The following is a 16801-nucleotide window of genomic DNA, read 5'->3' as shown; positions in this document are numbered from 1 at the left end:
TATGAGTGATAAAATGGAGCAAATAGAACAAGAAAAAATAAAACAGAGCAAAGAAGAGCATGCTATTATTCTGGACTTTTTGCCTAATGGATATCCTTTTGACAAAAGACCGAGTCATAAAAAGACTGCTATTGCGCATGCAATAGGCACTAATTACTTTACGTTATTAGAATTAGTTCCTAAAAAAGAAATATTTCTTCAACCCTATGATGAAATTTATATTGGAGATGGTAAACGGGATAAAATCCATCATATTGTTGGTAAATTGCCTATTTCTAAATTGACAGGAACTGCCCAGAAGGAGCTTGAATTTGTAGTCAAAGATATTGTTCATAAAAATCAGAAGCGGTTTATAGATTTTTTTAACAAAGCTCAACCTTTAAGCACCAGAATGCATCAATTAGAACTGCTTCCAGGATTAGGAAAAAAACATATGTGGGAAATACTTGAACAACGAAGTGAAAAACCATTTACTGATTTTGCTGACCTTAAAACTAGAATTAAACTTATGCCAGACCCGGAAAAAATTGTTATTAAACGAATATTATCTGAATTAAGTGGGAAAGAAAAATATCTTCTATTTATAGAATGATATTTCTCATCATTCTTCTTCAAGAATACACTCATTAGGCTTTACATTAAAACAAATAAGATTATTTTTTTTAATTAAGGTATTTTTTCCTGGAACGATTTTACCTAATAAAACATTTGGGTCAAAACTAATAATAGTTACGCGCTCACGACCAGCAGAAGTTAATGCTATGCCTATTTCATGAGCAAGTTCTTCAGGAGCTTGTCCTTCTTTGAGTAAAGGTAATTCGAGGGTAATGTTATATTTATGCCCCAGATACAATTCAGGTAGTGTAAATACTCTGATATAACCATCATGTACTGTTTTAGCAGTTTCAAGCTCTGCAATGATTTGATCTTGTATTTGCTGTAATTGAATTAATTCACTTTCGCGCGAAATTGCGACCAAACGCTTATTAAAAACAACAAACATAGCCATGAATATAAGAAAAATAAAACTAAAGAGAAGAATGAACTCCAAAGCTCCTTGAGCTTTTACGCTTGTTTTTATACAAGGTATCTTTTTTTTCATGTTTATTGAGCGTATTTTATAAAAAACTTTAGAAAGTTTTTTTATACAATACGCTCGATAGTAATTGTTTTTCCATCTGCATTAGTTAACTTGAATACCTTTCTTCCTTCCAAAGGATCTTTGTTTAAATCTGAACCATGCGCAACCATTAATCTTACTGGTGAAACAAACACTTTTTCTCGGTCATTATTCAAAAAAAATACAAGGGAATAATACTTAAGATTTATATTTTCTTCCACTGAAATTTTCGTTACTTGCGTAGGCATAGAAAACTCCACAATGATTGCTGCATCTCGTCCATAGTAATAAAGCATTTCTGCGTTTCCTACAATTGTTTTTCCCACTTGATTAATTTGAGCATTGAGTATTTGTTGTGAAGAAGTATTAATAAAATTGAAAAAAAGATACGTAGCTGGAAGCAGTAGCAACATAATAATGCCTAGCACCATCAATGTTTCTACCGCAACCTGAGATTTTTTGTTAGTTATTCTATGTTTTGCCATTTTTTTATTTGCATAATTCAGTAATAAAATCTTCCAACCAACCTTTTTCCCTGAGTTTTATTTTTATTTTTTCATCAGGCATATGCGCAGATCTGCAGTATTGGACAAACTTTTGTCCTTCAACAAGTCCTTTATCGGGCGTTGGAGCATCGAATACCCCCAATGCATCTTTTCTTGGGACAAAACTGGTGTCAACAGCAATTTTGTGTTTTGCTTCCTCGCGCTTTTGATACCACACAATCCCTATAATAACTAAGGCTACAACGATTGTAATGAGAATAATATATACTAACGAAAACGAAACTGTTGGTGTTTCATAAATCATCAATTGTTTTTCTGAATTTAATAATACAGGCGCTGTTCCTGAAGAAAAATCAATGAGCTTGATATCTGAAAGTTTGTATTTATCTTTGGATAATTTTATTTGTTTGACCACTTTTTTAACTTCTTCTGAAAATACCGTAGAAAGCACATAGTGAGCATTATCTTTTGTGTAAATGAGCATGCTTTTTTGATTAATCTGTTCTTTTTTTATGTCATCAGCGCTTGTTGTTGGCACTTCAAAAACAACTCCTGATTTTGGAGAAATTTCGGAAAATTCAGTAACTAATTCTGGTTTTGTAGTGTCATGAATTATTTTCATTACTGAGATTGGAGCATCTGATTTTTTCTCTGCCAGTGCAAGAAGCTGTAGAGTTCCTTTTTTGTAACCTATTGGTAAAAGAGAGAAGCTCATATCTGAATCAAATGATGTTTTTTTAAGAATAATTACTTTCTCCGTTGAGAAAGTAATTATTTTATCATGCATTGTTTTATACGTTCCAGTGAAGAGAACCGGAATTTGCAGATCAGTATCTGTATGAGGAGCTATTATTGAGATTTGATCGAAAACAAGTTTTTCTTTACCTTCAAGCTCTGGAGCTTCTATTGTTCTGTTTTCTGTTAATAACGTGAGTTTTGCATCAAGCTCTTTGAAACTTGTTCCAGCTTCATTTTCAAAACTTGGCGTTATTTCAATATTTTCTCCGGCATTAAACGACTCTTTGTTGAGTGCCATGCTTGGCACTAAGGGAATTACCTCAAAGGAAAGTTTTTGCTGATGCTTTGTCGTCAGCTGTAACCCATTTACCTCATACGATATTACCATGAATAGATCATAATTATCAATGGTGTCTGATGAGATAGTGAAGGGCATTATTTTTGATTGGGAGAGTGTGCCTTGCCAAACTAAATCAACACCTTTCTTTATTAGTTCTGATGATTGAACTTCAACATTGTTTGGAAAAGATATTTTTAATTCTTTGATAGTAATCGGTTTTTGGGGAAAATTATTCTTTAAAGTAAGCGTTAAAGGATGCTGTTTGCTAATTGCTAGATTTTCTGTAGGTGCGAGATCAAAACTTAACATAGGTGTTACTTTTATTGCAATTTCTTTTGCTTGAATCTCAAATGCATTCTCGCCAACATCCTGCAATAATGTTGCTTTTGGAACCGCAGTGTTTTTAACATCAGGATTAATCAGTTTCAACGTATACTCAAGAATAACTTGTTCATTTGGCTGCAAAGCAACAAGGTATTTGTAGGTTTCTTTGCCTGCTTGAAATTTTCCAGGATTGTTATTAACTTTTATTGCTGGTTGTATTTGATAGCCTGGTGAAATATATTGGTGATACTCAAGACTTAACGGTTGCAGTTCATTATTTGTTATAGTTGTTCTTACCGTTACTTCATCACCCACTACTAATTCTTCAATATCAACCGCCCGTTTGATATCAATAGCAAGATCATACTGTTGAATCGTGAGCTTTGCTGTTTTTTGTTCATGATTGATATCTGATAATAAAAATATTTTGTCCTGCAAGACTTCTTTGTCAGTGCCTTGAAAAATAACCTCTCCTTGATCAGAAGCCAGTCTTATTTTGTTTTCTCCGAATTCTACTTTAAAGATGGCGCCTTCAACTTTTATTGCTTGACCGTGTTTAATGGTATTATCAAATATTGCAAAGCCGGTAAAATTAGGATCGAGAACAATAGCTAAGAGGATTAAGCCCATAAGCACGGCAAAGGTTAATAAATATTTATTGTTCATATAATCAGCTCTTTTAATGAGATTTTCTTTTTCGATCTTTAAATAGTTTGTTATGACGTATGTGGAAAGCTTAGAGGAGCGCTCTAAGCTTTCCACATACTATATAAACGAGTACTTTTATACCTTTAAGAACAATGCTCAAAAAAATTAAAAGTGTACATGCTGTTGAATTTGCTGTTGAATTACAAGCTGTTTGGGCTTCTTATAGTGAGGATTATACGTTAAAAAATCTTACTCTTGCAATTCCTGAAGGTATTATCCAGTTTATTATAGGCCAAAACGGAGCAGGGAAAACAACCCTGATTAAAGTGTTAAATGGTCTTGTCAAACCGCAAAAAGGCAGTGTTATTATCTTAGGAAAAAAAAGGGAAGCCTATAATTCTCTCGCAGATTTACGAACTAATTTAGGATATATACCTCAAAATCTTGGATTAGTTAAAATGATGACTGCTAGAGAAAATGTGCTGATGGGATGCCTTCCAAGAATAAATGCCTTGCATTCTTTCTTCAAAATATTTCCAAAGAAAGAACAGGAATTTGCAAACTATTTGCTTGCAACTGTTGGATTAACAACAAAAGCAGATGCTAAAGTGCATTGCTTAAGCGGAGGAGAGAAAAGACGCGTTGCAATTGCGAGAGCTTTAATGCAGAAACCAAAAATACTTTTAGCCGATGAAATCCTCTCCGATTTAGATTTTAAAATAGCGCAGGACATTATGGAGAAGTTGAGAAAATTAAAAGAAGAATTTAAGATCACCTTGATTATGGTAGAGCATGACATTGTCACGGTAAAAAAATTTGGGGATAAAATTGCTTTGATTAAAAATGGCGAGATCAAGTTGAATACAACCGTCAACAACCTTAATGATAACATAATCTATAAACTATTTAGCGGAGATGCTTAAATGAGCAAAGAAATTTCAACATTGAAAAAACTATGGGGAATAAAAAGGTGGGAGATATATTCACTCATCGGATTGTTATTTATCATCAGCGCTGTTCACCTTCAATTAAATCCTATGCTGGTTGCAACTGGTTTAGGAAAATTAGGCGATTTTTTCTCCCCAAGTATGCCTCCTGACTGGAGTCTTCTCGAGACAGGCGCTTTTGCATTGCTTGAAACCATAGAAATTGCTTTTCTGGGAACAATCCTTGGGATGGTATTAGCTCTTCCTTTTGCAGTGTTAGGTTCACGTAATTTATTCGGAACAAAAACTACGGTACTGGTAAGGACTTTTCTCGCAGCTGTCCGATCATTGCCTTCATTATTATGGGCGTTGCTCTTTGTTATCATGGTTGGTCTAGGACCATTAGCAGGAGTATTAGCAACGATGATTTATACTATGGGATATCTTGCAAAACTTCAATATGAAGCAATAGAAGGGATTAATACTGAACCTTTAGAAGCAATTGCTTCAATAGGAGCAACGAAATTGCAGATCATTCGGTTTGTTGTGATTCCTGAAGCAGCCAACAACTTGTTAAGCCAGTTATTGTTTATGTTTGAATATAATGTGAGAGCGTCCACTATTCTGGGCATTGTTGGAGCAGGAGGAATTGGATTCTATATCATGGGATATCTTAATGTATTGCAATATGATAAAGTAATTGTTCTGTTATTAGAAATATTAGTAGTGGTATTAATTATGGATTATATTAGCGTTAAAATAAGAGATCATTATTTAGTTGAAAGCAAAGTTTGTACTTAATACATATTAACACTTTCTTCTTCAAGCTTTTGCTGGAGTAGAGCAAGACCTTCATTATAGGTTTTATTGCAAATATACAGCACATCGTTATATGATATGCCATTCAAAAGACACTGCATAATTTTAAGCTCTGCCCAATAAAAGAAATGCTCTAATATGGTTTTTGACTGGCCAATTTTGTTGCTCATTATCTCGAAAAAATCTATACCGCGTTCTTGCAGCGCTTCCCCTAGGTGTTTTCTCATAATAAAATCAGGCAATTCAGGCAGTATTCCATAATAATGCTCGAGAAGTGCAATTGTTGTTTCATCTTTAGGATAGGCAAAATTCCCCTGCTCGCGCAACTGCCCGTAATTATTTTTCAAATAATATCCTCTTTTTCTTGGGATATTAAATTTCTTCGCCATTTTTACCCCTAACCTCAATGGCTGATTAAAAAAATAATGAATTGGGTAAACACTCTGCTGTTCGACAAATATCTGATTAAGAAGCTGTACATTTTCTTTGAGATGATGCAACCTAGTATTATGAGTTAAACCAATGAAACTAAGGAGATATTCAAAATTAGGATATTTCTTCTGAAGATATACGAGATACTGCGCAGCTTCGATGTTTGTCTTTTGAGAAACTTCTTTTCCAATTTCTTTCAGCATTTCTTCAGAAAAATTTTCCAAGCCAACAAATACTTGAAAATGAATTTCTGGATAGCGCTGCAGCGTAGCTTCGATTATTTCTTTATTTCGGGGAACAAGAAGTGTATCAGCTCTGCTTGTAATTCCAATTCCATGTATTTTAGAGAGAAGAGGAATTCTTGTGTCATTCCCTTCATAGCTGATAGTAACATGTTCAAGAACACTTAACAACTGTCCAACACGATGTGCATAGTTCTGATGAATCGGCTGAATAAATATGCTTTCAACATTTCTTGTAATAGCTATTTCAACAGCTTGCTGCACTTCTTTAACTACTTCCTCAATATCACGTTCAATATAGCTTGGTTCTTTGGTGATCATCGTACAAAAATCACATTTTGCAAAACAACCAAGCGAAGCTAAAACAATGAAATGGTCATCTTTGTAACTTCCTTCTGCATTCCAGACTGAATTATAAGCGGGTATGCTTTTCCATCCTTCAGGAGGGTATCTAATAGTATTTACGACTAATTTATTTTTTTGTATCCAAACAAGATTTGGAACACTGCTTAAATCATCTTTATAAAAATTATGGATCAGCTTCAAAAAACCCTCTTCAGCCATTCCTAACATAAGAAAATCTACAAACCCTATTTTAGTAATTTCATTTTTGTAATCAGTCTGCCACAGCAGCTGCATAATTTCATGTCCGAGTTCTGTAACAGCAGCTCCTCCAAAGATAATTTTACACGTAGGATACTTTTGTTTGAGCAATGCTGCCACATACAAAGAAGGAATATAATTTGATTCCATAACACTAAATCCAAAGAGATCAGCATCACAAATAATTTCCACTTTCTCTTTACAATAAGCAACTAATGCTTCATTAGTCTGCGCAGTAAAAAAAGAAAAATCATAGTTTTCAACATCCTTTTGTTGTACCGCATTATTCTGTAAAAGATGGGAAAGAATTCTTTCAACACCATAATTCCTCATTTTGATAGTTTCCCGATCATACCATTGATTAGGTGCTTCTATAAATGATATTTTCATGTACTCTCCCCTGTTTATTTTGTGTGGTTATCTGATGCGTGGGTATTATATTATCTTTGATTAAATACAAACTAATATACCTTAAAGTATATTAGTTTGTATTTATGTACAAAGTTATATATAAATGTTCCGAAAAAGTTCGAAAAATATTAGATAGTTCTGTATGGATAGAGTATTTTGGTGGTTCTGATAAGATAAAAAATAAATATTCACTTTAACTTTGGGAAAAACAATCCTGCTTTTCTTTTGTATTCATTATAATAATCTCCCAATAAGACTGTTAAATGTTCGTCTTCAATATGGCTTAGATACATAAATACAGAAAATAAAGGAATTATTAACAAAAAACCTGCATAGGTCTTGAATAAAAAACATAATCCTGGGTATAATAACAACAAGGTTATTGTATACAATGGATTTCGAACCATAGTATATATTCCTGTTGCCTGCAATCCATGAGCTGTTTTTTCAGCTGGTGAAGAGAAAAAGGTTATTATCACTAGCACTAGCCATGATACAATAATAGGCACAAAGAGGAAAGAAAATCTGTTGGGAAACACGGGTAAAAACTGATCAATAAACTTTCCTAATAATAAGGACATAGTAATCGCAATAAGAGCAATGATCCCTGAATAATTATAGAGCTTTTTTTCTTTATCTTTCATAAGAATGAAAAATAACGAATTGTTTATATTGTTATTTATTTCACCTAAAATAGAACGTAATAAGTCTTCTATGGTTTTAGTGCCGGTTCAGCTTTTGAAGTCTAGTTTGATTGGATTTTTCTCTCTGGCACTCCAAAAAATCCCCGCAATAATATTAGAAGAGCTTCACGAAATAGGCACTAAAACCCCAGACTTATTACGTACCTAAAATCCATAATAATATATAGTACTCATCATTAATCAGACTATGCCGCAGATAGATCACGAAGGTAAACCTTATATTGAACTTTGTAATTTTCTCAAATTAAAAGGATTAGCTCTCACTGGCGGGCAAGCTAAGATTATTATTAGAAATGAACAAGTAAAAGTTAATGGTGTTACTGAAACAAGAAATAAATTAAAATTACGGCACCATGATGTTGTTTCTTATCAGAATAAAACTTTTAAGGTAAATATGGATGAGTTATAGCAAATAACTTTGCTATAGAGAACTTTGCAAAATTATGGTTACTGCCAATTTCGTGAGCATTTTCGAAAGACTTATCGAGCAATTTTCGTAGTTCCAGAGAGAAAATTGCTTTGTTTAACAAAGATCTCAATGCGAACTGGCAGTAACCCGAGCTTTGCGAGTATTTTGCAAAGTTCTCTATAATTCTCCCCAAACTCACCTAATCAATACGCTAGTATATATTTTTCCTCCAAAATAATGGAAAGGTTTATATAGATTTAATTCTAAGAATAATCTTAGTGTGGGGTGGTTTAGTATCAGTATTATATTCTTACTTCATAGTATAATCTATGAAATGCTGCGGTTTGATAAGAATACTTTAATCTATAAACAGCTTGAATATAGAGATGGTTATACGTTTATGCGTATGAAAAAAAGAAAACTCTAAATTAATCATTTTTAACATGTTAAAAATGATTATAAACACCAAGCATATCAGCTTTAGTAATAATGCCTAAGAATTTTCCTTTTTCTGCAACAATCACCAAAGGATAGAATTTAAGAAGATTGCTAATGATATTTATCGAAGAATCTTTTGCAATAATAGGCGGCGCATCAATCATCAAGTCTTTTACTAAGAGTTCTGAAGATTTATTATTAATAATGGCGTCCAATATAATTGATTCTGAAATCAAACCAACTGGCTGTTTATCTTCCAATACTGGCATCTGGCTAATGCTATGCTTTTTCATCTTTTTGATCACTTCTTTAATCGCTGTTGAAGGTGAGCAGCAGATAAGTGAAGTATTCATAATTTCTTCTGCCTTGATCTCTTTTTTTTCGCTTAGATGAGAAAGCGCTTGAAATATTTTCTGAGCTTTTGTATAGGTTGGATCTAACAAACCAGCTTCAACTTTAGTGATTAATGATTGACTTACTCCCGCTAGTTTTGCAAGCTGTGTTTGTGTTACGTTATATTTCTTCCTTAAAAGCTTTATTTGTTGAAGATTATACAGCATATCTTTAAGAAGATATGCTTTGTTTATAATATTTTTGGTTATAAAATATTCGTATATGAATATCAACTAATAGTTAAAGTATTTGTAAATATTGGTTCAAGATCAGCTACCCCATTGTTAGCTGTTACTGCAACACTCCATGTTTCTCCTTGATGTATCTCTTGATGTGTCAACAGGGTTGTGTTTCCTTTGAACAGCTTATTAATTTCCTCCTGAGATAATGCTCGATTGTAGAGGAATATCTCATCTATAGTCCCCTTAAAATAATTTGATAAGCGTGAACCACTAGCTCCTATTTTCCAATAACCTCCTGCTGAAACTGATGCTGCGTCTATGGTCTTCTTTAAGATACCATCAACATACAAGAAAGTTTTAGCAGGATTATTCGTTTGAACACAAACAACATGATGCCATTGATTGTCGTAAACTTCGTCAGTAAAGATTGATTTTTCACCCGTATCCCAAACTCGACAACCAGGATGTCCTTCATGCACATACACTTCAAACCTGCCGCCATTATTCCCACCTATAATTACCATTTTAGATGTTTGAAGATCGTTTGTTTTATACCAACCACCAACACTCATATTTTTTGATGAAGTATAAGCGAGGGGTGTTGTGATTGAGCTTTTGCCATTAAAAACATACGCACCATATCCATCAAATCCTCCGGTTGCATCAAAAACAGCGCCATTTACTGCGCTATTATGACTAAAGCTGGAATAATCCTTTGCAGTGATATCAGCATCGTAATTGCTTTCAAAGAGCATGTTTAATAATGCGATTGAATTGCTATTCAGTCGCCAGTCAATAATGTTTTTAACTGGTGCAGGCATAACATCAATTATCTGTAGATCACTATTGACTGAATTAGTTCCATCAACTGAGATCAAATCAGGCGTTACTTTATTCTTATCTTCTTTGATAACAATGCTGTTTGTTGCAATGGTTTGAGTGTTCTGCAATCCGTCATTAAAGACTGCTGCAACATGCCATGTTTCGCCAAGGTTTGTTTCTTGAGCCGCAAGTGTTGAACCTTTACTGCTATACAATTCCATAATCTGCTCGCTTGATAAAGCTCTGTTGAAGAGTGAAACTTCGTCTATTGCTCCATTAAATCCTCTCGATCGTGTGCCACCTGGTGTTCCTATTTTCCAATAGCCACCTGCTGAGACCGAAGCTGCATTAGTTGTCTTTCTTAGGGTACCATCAACATACAAATACGTTTTATTAGGGTTGTAGGTTTGAACACAAACAAGATGATGCCATCCACCAATAAATTGCTGATCTGCAATAATGGATTTTTCACCAGTATCATAAACCCTGCATCCTGGTTTACCAAGTACAACAAAAGATTCAAATCTTCCACCATTATTACCACCTACAGCAACCATACGTGGAGCTCCTGTATCATCTGTTGTATACCATGAACTAATAGTAATGCCTTTTTCAGGCTGTGCATAAGGTACATTTGTTTCAATAGCAGTATTTGGCTTGAAACTATAAGCTCCATAGCCATCATAACCACCATTTGCAACAAAAGTAGCACCTTTTACTGTTGCTTTGATATTATTTGAAGAGTAATCTTTTGTCGAAGTTTCTGATCCTGCATTAGCTTCAAATGGTACGTTGAAAAGTGCAATTGAGTTATCATTAACACGCCAATCTATAATCGTTTTTTTATCTAGAGGAATATTTTTAAGGGTTAAAACTGCGTCGTCTGTTTCGTCAGGAATTCCTTGAAGATAGAGTTCTTGCTTTGGAACTAATTCTTGAAGGGTATAATATACTTCCAAATCTGACAACGTAATACTTTCTTCAGAGTCTGCCGTGAGTGTTATAGGAATTAAGCATTCTTCAGTAGTGCAATCAAGTAATGCATTATTAATTTGGTCAGCAAAATCAGGAATAAGCTGCGGACCAGTGAAATATCCTCCATATGACCAGATTATTTCATTAATTATTTTTAGCACTGGATTTAATGTTGTGATTATACATTTTCCATCCACGCATCCTAATGTACAATCTTGAACTAAATTTTCAGCAACCATTGCACCGCATACAGAGTTTTCTGTTCCACCTTCAAGACACATTGGTGTTGTGATATAATTATACAGATCACCATCCTTACAAGATTCAGTAATGGTAACTAAACCACAATCTAAGTCTTGATTACAAAGTGCTGCAACTTCTGGTGTAAGAACTAAAACAAATAACAATGCAATTATTGTAATAAATACTATGAATTTTTTCATGGTCCACCACCTGTTGCAGTTGCTTTTGCTGAGACTACTTTGGCGTTTTTAGGGAGTTTAATATAAACTGTCTGCTCGCTGCCTGGTTTAACACTTAATTGTGCTGTTGGCTTGTTATTGCTAAACGTAGTTAATAAATTCAGGTCACAGTCAGTTGAACAGGGTGTATCATTTATAGTAATAGTGACTTCTTTGACTACTGTTGCCAAACCATCAGTAACACTATACTCAACAGCATATGTTCCAATATCATCTTTACTTGTATTCCAACTAAACCAATTATAATCAATTTTAGTGAATTTATCTGAATCAATACTGTAATTTAACTGATCATTATCTGCATCAGTTGCAAATACTATGAGATCAATAATTTCTCCTGCTGTTACGATAATATTTTCTGCATCTTCAAGTTGAGGAGCGTTATTAGGTTGAAGAACTGTTATTTTAACAAGCATTGTTGTTTGCTCATAGCCATCTGATGCAGTAATTACAACAGAATAATTGCCTACATCGTTAGCTGTTGTTTGCCAAAAACCATCATTACCAATGGGATCAGCAATGGTTAATGTAATTGGATCATTGTCTCCATCAGTAACTGATGGTGCAATATTTATTGATTGACCTACTTTGACTGTTATATCATTTATTTCTTCAATCACTGGTTTATGATTAGCAAGCAGAATTTCACTGATTACCTCACGCTTGTTATTATAGCCAATATCAAACTGAAGATTATAAGAAATGTCTGATTGTTTTAGATTAGTATAAGGAAATAATAATTGATTTAATCCTGGTTGAAGTGTAACTTCTGCAACACTGCTTTGTTCAGGAATTCCTGCTTTCATAAGTGTTCCTTTTACTTTTGCAGGCAATTCTGTTGCTCCATAATGCATGACATTAATGGTTATAGTAGCTGTGTCTGTTATTTTTTCAGGTACAGAAACAGTATAATCCAATAATCTTGTTTCAATTTCAAATAATGATTCTGCCAGTGTAGTGTTATTAGTATCAATAACTTTCAAGATATAGTGTGTAATTCCCTCATCCATTGGTGATGTTACAGGAATTGTGGTTTGAGGAATATTCTGAGAAATTTCCTCTTGGTATATCAATTGATTTTCTTGGTATAACTCAATTTCACCAATGATTGGTTCAGTACCAGTATATACAAACTGAGGTGTGATGGTAAATTGAGTATTTGGTTTTATTGTTGAAGGATATTCTATTTTTTGTATATACATTTCATGTTCAGAAAGATAATTAATAGTGTATGAAACAGATTTATAGATACTAAACATTCCATCACTGCAGCTTTTCATTTCCACAGGTTGAATAAACACATTTATCTGCTGTTTATCTTTTTGATACGTCTGCTCAAAAGCTGCAGTTTCAGAAAATGTTTCTTCATAACATGATCTGTTCACTAACAACCCCTGTTGATATTCTGGAATATTCAAGGTTACTGTTTCAGGATTGGAAAAGGTATAGGTAATATTCGTAAGGATAGTATTTTTCGGAAGTTCATGGTGATAGACAAGATACGGCAGCACTAGTTCATAATTATTCTCAGTTTGAACTCCATCTGGAATTTCAATAATATCAAAATTATCCTGAGTTTGTAATGTAAGTGGTAGTGTTATACTGTTTTGAATAGTATTAGCTTCTTCTGCTTCAAAATCCTGTGTTCCTAAAGGAGGTTCTTTTTCTCCTAAATAGTCTTTACAATATTTTTCAAGCTTTGTCTTATCATATCCTGAACTTACTGTTGTAATCAAAGGATTTCCATAAAGATGATAAGACATTAATGTTAATCCTGGCAATTCATTATCTGTAATCATAACATTTTCATAATATTTATTGCGTGCTTCTCTGAATGAATTGCCTAAGGTTTTGCTATCGCCTAAATTACAGAGAAATGCTTTGACAAATTCGCGTGAATGTACGAATGTAGGAGCAATAATGGTGCTGTATCTTGCCAAGGGTGTTACAAAAGAATCTTTGTTTGGAATGCTTAAGCCGGCAAAATCACTGTCAAAGACAAATACCGGCGTTGTTTTTGCAAAATCTTGTTTCCATAATGCAGCTTCAGCTGGTGTAAGTTCGGTGCCGAAAAGTGCACCACCAGCTGTTGCTTTAAGTTCATTCCCATCTAACTCTCCTTTTGCTTCAAGCACAAATAACTCATTTGCTTTGAATAATGATGTAGCTATTTCATCAAATTTCCATGTGGGATCTATAACTGATTCAGTGATTAATGATTTAACAACATTGTCAGTATTGCTGTTTACAACTCCTTCCTGCTGCAGATAATAATCTGCTCTATTCAGATTTAATTCCTCGCCGTCCAATTGATTGATTAAATCTTCTGGAGCATTTCCCACAATTCTGGAAACTGATGTTGTTTCCTGGGCAACATTAACTGCAAATGAGATAGGTATAAGTAAGAAAAATGTTATACATAGTCCTAAGAGTAATTTATCAATTTTCATTTAGATCTCCTAATTTTGATATATTTTAAACCCATTAGTGTTAAGGTAAGATATACCATTTTTGTAATAGGTATCTGCATTTGCCCGCCCATAGTTATTGAGATAGTCAATGCTCCAATTGTTGAAAGTGCTGCTATAACAATGAGTGTAATAAGCGCCCATCTCTTATTTTGTTTTAATAGGTAGTAACTGCAAACAATACCAATGATCGCTATTATTATCTCTATTATCAGTTCAACAACACTAAAAAGACCAGTAATTTCTGATCTTATATCCTCAATAGTGAGAGCTAAAATACTAAAAACTAAACTGATTCCAAAAATAAAAAACGAAAAATAGCATAATAATTTAATATATTTATCACTTTCTTCTGGCGTAGGTTCACGCTTTTCAAATATTGATTTATTCATGTGATTCACCTTTCAATCTAATTATTAGTTGTTTAATTCCATAGATGATTCCACTATATATCAATATCAAAGGAATACTTATAAAAACAATCCCTTCAGGTTCATCCCCAGACATAAGAGATACAACTATATTAGCAACTCCTAAAATACCGATGTATGCAAATAATTTAAACGAATATTCATTTTTTGATTCATTTTTGAACAGGAGATAATACGCAACCATCACAGGAAGAATTAACAACGACATTACCATAGCAAATTTATTATGGCCACCTTCAGATTCATATAAATAACTGCTTATTAACAAAGACATAAGCAATAAAAATATTCCTCCGCAAGTTATTTTTATCCACAAACCCTGTTTTTTTTGTTCATTTCTTTTTATTAGCTCGGGATTACTAAACCTCCACAATCCTACAAGCAATAATAAAAAATAAAACCCTGCAAGCTTTGCACCGATACCATAAACACGTTCCTCAAAAGTATTTTCAGCAGAGTGGAAGTCATTTACTTTAAGTATCAGATTAACAAAAGTGACAACTATTAAAGAAAATATTGCCCATTTTTTATTTTGAAAGAGGTAAAAACTGGAAATACCACCTATAGTGAATAATAAAAAAGCACCAATAGTCATTAGTTGACTAGTGAAATCAAGTTTAGCAATTATTGAAACTGGAATAAGCACTAAGGTGATTAACATACCTATACCCCAATAAACCATTGAAAAATACCCTAATCCCCTAAGATATTTGTCTTCAAGTTTTGGTTTGTTTAATTGTTTTTGTTTCATTTTTTCCAACGCTCCATGTATTTATCAATTATCTTTTGGTAAGTTCTATCATTGCATAATATTTCTCCAATAATTTATCTCCTTCTGAACTTGAAAACAAACGATCGTATGTTTGCTTACAATATCTACTATAATAATCATCTTCCTCAAGTCTGCAAAAATTCTGGTCATGAGTTGCAAGTGCAAGCACAGTAAAACACATAGCCTTATTTCCTTGCATTTCATTTGTTTCTTCAGGCATTTTTTCGCAAATATTAGAATTTAAATCACTTAAAGCTAATGCAATATAACAATCTCGTTCAACATCTTTATCTTCATTCACACAAGTATCTGCTTTATCAGAAGAACAACTAGCAAGAAATAATAATACCGCTACTAAAGTTAGTAAGTATATTTTTTTCATTTATTCTTCACCCATATATTTTAGTTGAAATTTGAACCATAGTATTTTAACAACCTAATCTTTATTATTTTTCGTGTTTAAAATAACAAGACCAATTTTCAGAGTTCCATTATCTTTATCTTCATGTTTAAAGCTTTCCTCTAATAAACTATACCACTTTAAAGGTCTTGGGAGATCTTTATAATCATCCAATGGAAATTTTTGATCCAATGCTCCTTGTTTCCAACCTTTTGCGTATTCACTAAATGATAACCAAAACAGATCTCGGTATTCTTCTGATATTTTTTCGGTATTAAATTGAAATCTAAATCCCTTTTCTTGAGATACATTTAATAAAAATTCCTCATTGTTTGGACCTCGCAAAGGGATAGTAAGGCTTTCGTTAGGTAATCTTAACCGAGCAGTTTTTTTATCGCACATTCCTAATTGCTTGCAAAACATGGAGAAGATATATGTCTCAATCCCATCAAGAGCCCTATAAGTTTCTCTAATTGCTTTTTGAGTTTTCGAACCAACAAATTTTTGATTTTTCTTTGTAGTCCACCACATTGCAAATTCTTTACCGATAGGTAATTTTTCTAATTTGCTAAGGTCACTAGCACATATCTCACGACCTACTTTAATGGTTTTCTTCCTTGTTGGTAATCTTCCTTGACTTAAAGCTGCACATATTATCTTTCTACCTTCAAATTCAGTCATCTCATGTTTTTCTAAAAACGTCTTTATCGAATAATAAACATTAGCTGAATCTTGATCTTTGTTTTGGTATAAAAACAAGAAATATGTTTTGCTACCAAACGTTAAAACAACGGGTATATCTATCACTCCTTTAGAAGTGAGAAGAGAGTATTCTATCTGCCGAAGATTTATTCCTTTCTTTTTGTAATCTGTAAGCTGACCTAAGATGCTTATCTTAAACAAACCTTCTTTTGAAGATAGAAATGATTTAGGAATATCAATTTTTATAAAATCTAAATCCTTATTATCAATTACCAACAACACTCTTTCGTTAGTTCTTTCTTTATTATCCTCCATTATTTTCGGGTTACTTTTTTTGAATAGATTTCTAAACATTTTATTTCACCTGTGGTAGATCTTTTCTAATTAATTCAAAATTTCTAAAATTTAATTCTTTAATAAATTGTTCTTCATCTATAATCTTTGTATTTTGATCAATGTTATAACCTAAACTAATTGGAAGTGAAACTAATAAGATCATTAAAATACAGGTTAT

The 16801-nt window shown here is 33.1% G+C and carries 18 protein-coding genes; 5 read left to right on the top strand and 13 right to left on the bottom strand.

What is annotated here, in order from left to right; all coding sequences use genetic code 11:
• The first annotated feature begins 13 nt into the window (after positions 1–13).
• Positions 14–592 (top strand): DUF655 domain-containing protein, encoded by a 579-nt coding sequence (locus HYY69_00250; protein ID MBI3031886.1) that lies wholly within the window; start codon positions 14–16, stop codon positions 590–592.
• A 9-nt stretch (positions 593–601) separates the two neighbouring features.
• Here HYY69_00250 and HYY69_00245 read toward each other — a convergent pair whose 3' ends face one another.
• From HYY69_00245 to HYY69_00235, 3 genes are read right to left on the bottom strand one after another with little or no spacing between them, the layout of a single operon-like run.
• Positions 602–1102 carry a hypothetical protein gene (locus HYY69_00245; protein ID MBI3031885.1) on the bottom strand — a complete coding sequence of 167 codons (501 nt, stop codon included), beginning with the start codon at positions 1100–1102 and terminating at the stop codon, positions 602–604.
• Positions 1103–1143: 41 nt separating this feature from the next.
• Entirely contained in the window at positions 1144–1605 is a 462-nt protein-coding gene (locus HYY69_00240; GenBank protein MBI3031884.1) for a hypothetical protein, read from the bottom strand.
• A gap of 4 nt (positions 1606–1609) precedes the next feature.
• The gene (locus tag HYY69_00235) at positions 1610–3694 is read right to left on the bottom strand and encodes a hypothetical protein (GenBank protein ID MBI3031883.1); all 2085 of its coding nucleotides are present in this window, start codon (positions 3692–3694) and stop codon (positions 1610–1612) included.
• Between the two features lie 134 nt (positions 3695–3828).
• Between HYY69_00235 and HYY69_00230 the strand changes: the two genes are divergently transcribed.
• Together HYY69_00230 and phnE are read left to right on the top strand one after the other, a co-directional pair.
• Entirely contained in the window at positions 3829–4599 is a 771-nt protein-coding gene (locus HYY69_00230) for an ATP-binding cassette domain-containing protein (protein MBI3031882.1), read from the top strand.
• Complete coding sequence (gene phnE / locus HYY69_00225; protein MBI3031881.1) at positions 4600–5403, top strand: phosphonate ABC transporter, permease protein PhnE; 804 nt, start codon at positions 4600–4602, stop codon at positions 5401–5403.
• Here phnE and HYY69_00220 read toward each other — a convergent pair.
• On the bottom strand, positions 5400–7088 hold the full coding sequence (locus HYY69_00220) for a hypothetical protein (GenBank protein ID MBI3031880.1): 1689 nt from the start codon (positions 7086–7088) through the stop codon (positions 5400–5402). The two genes, phnE and HYY69_00220, sit on opposite strands and share 4 nt — an antisense overlap.
• 209 nt (positions 7089–7297) lie before the next feature.
• Positions 7298–7753 carry a hypothetical protein gene (locus HYY69_00215; protein ID MBI3031879.1) on the bottom strand — a complete coding sequence of 152 codons (456 nt, stop codon included), beginning with the start codon at positions 7751–7753 and terminating at the stop codon, positions 7298–7300.
• A gap of 4 nt (positions 7754–7757) precedes the next feature.
• Here HYY69_00215 and HYY69_00210 point away from each other — a divergent pair, with 4 nt between their 5' ends.
• Together HYY69_00210 and HYY69_00205 are read left to right on the top strand one after the other, a co-directional pair.
• Entirely contained in the window at positions 7758–7961 is a 204-nt protein-coding gene (locus tag HYY69_00210; GenBank protein MBI3031878.1) for a hypothetical protein, read from the top strand.
• A gap of 39 nt (positions 7962–8000) precedes the next feature.
• Positions 8001–8222 (top strand): RNA-binding S4 domain-containing protein, encoded by a 222-nt coding sequence (locus HYY69_00205; protein MBI3031877.1) that lies wholly within the window; start codon positions 8001–8003, stop codon positions 8220–8222.
• Positions 8223–8668: 446 nt separating this feature from the next.
• Here HYY69_00205 and HYY69_00200 read toward each other — a convergent pair whose 3' ends face one another.
• From HYY69_00200 to HYY69_00165, 8 genes are all read right to left on the bottom strand, one after another.
• The gene (locus HYY69_00200; GenBank protein ID MBI3031876.1) at positions 8669–9220 is read right to left on the bottom strand and encodes a CBS domain-containing protein; all 552 of its coding nucleotides are present in this window, start codon (positions 9218–9220) and stop codon (positions 8669–8671) included.
• A 62-nt stretch (positions 9221–9282) separates the two neighbouring features.
• Positions 9283–11475 (bottom strand): LamG domain-containing protein, encoded by a 2193-nt coding sequence (locus tag HYY69_00195; GenBank protein ID MBI3031875.1) that lies wholly within the window; start codon positions 11473–11475, stop codon positions 9283–9285.
• Positions 11472–13964, bottom strand: a complete 2493-nt coding sequence (locus HYY69_00190; GenBank protein MBI3031874.1) for a hypothetical protein — start codon at positions 13962–13964, stop codon at positions 11472–11474. Before HYY69_00190 ends, HYY69_00195 begins: the two co-directional genes overlap by 4 nt.
• Complete coding sequence (locus tag HYY69_00185) at positions 13961–14374, bottom strand: hypothetical protein (GenBank protein ID MBI3031873.1); 414 nt, start codon at positions 14372–14374, stop codon at positions 13961–13963. Before HYY69_00185 ends, HYY69_00190 begins: the two co-directional genes overlap by 4 nt.
• Positions 14367–15164 carry a hypothetical protein gene (locus HYY69_00180; GenBank protein MBI3031872.1) on the bottom strand — a complete coding sequence of 266 codons (798 nt, stop codon included), beginning with the start codon at positions 15162–15164 and terminating at the stop codon, positions 14367–14369. The genes HYY69_00185 and HYY69_00180 overlap by 8 nt, the downstream gene beginning before the upstream one ends.
• Before the next feature lie 28 nt (positions 15165–15192).
• Positions 15193–15567, bottom strand: coding sequence for a hypothetical protein (locus HYY69_00175; protein ID MBI3031871.1), 375 nt, complete (start codon positions 15565–15567; stop codon positions 15193–15195).
• Positions 15568–15621: 54 nt separating this feature from the next.
• The gene (locus HYY69_00170; GenBank protein MBI3031870.1) at positions 15622–16602 is read right to left on the bottom strand and encodes a hypothetical protein; all 981 of its coding nucleotides are present in this window, start codon (positions 16600–16602) and stop codon (positions 15622–15624) included.
• Positions 16603–16642: 40 nt separating this feature from the next.
• Positions 16643–16786 (bottom strand): hypothetical protein, encoded by a 144-nt coding sequence (locus HYY69_00165; GenBank protein MBI3031869.1) that lies wholly within the window; start codon positions 16784–16786, stop codon positions 16643–16645.
• Positions 16787–16801: the final 15 nt, after the last annotated feature.

This window comes from Candidatus Woesearchaeota archaeon (genome assembly GCA_016192995.1).
Lineage (GTDB): Archaea > Nanobdellota > Nanobdellia > Woesearchaeales > DSVV01 > JACPTB01.
The sequence above is the reverse complement of the archived record's forward strand: the minus strand, read 5'-3'. Positions and strand labels throughout refer to the sequence as shown.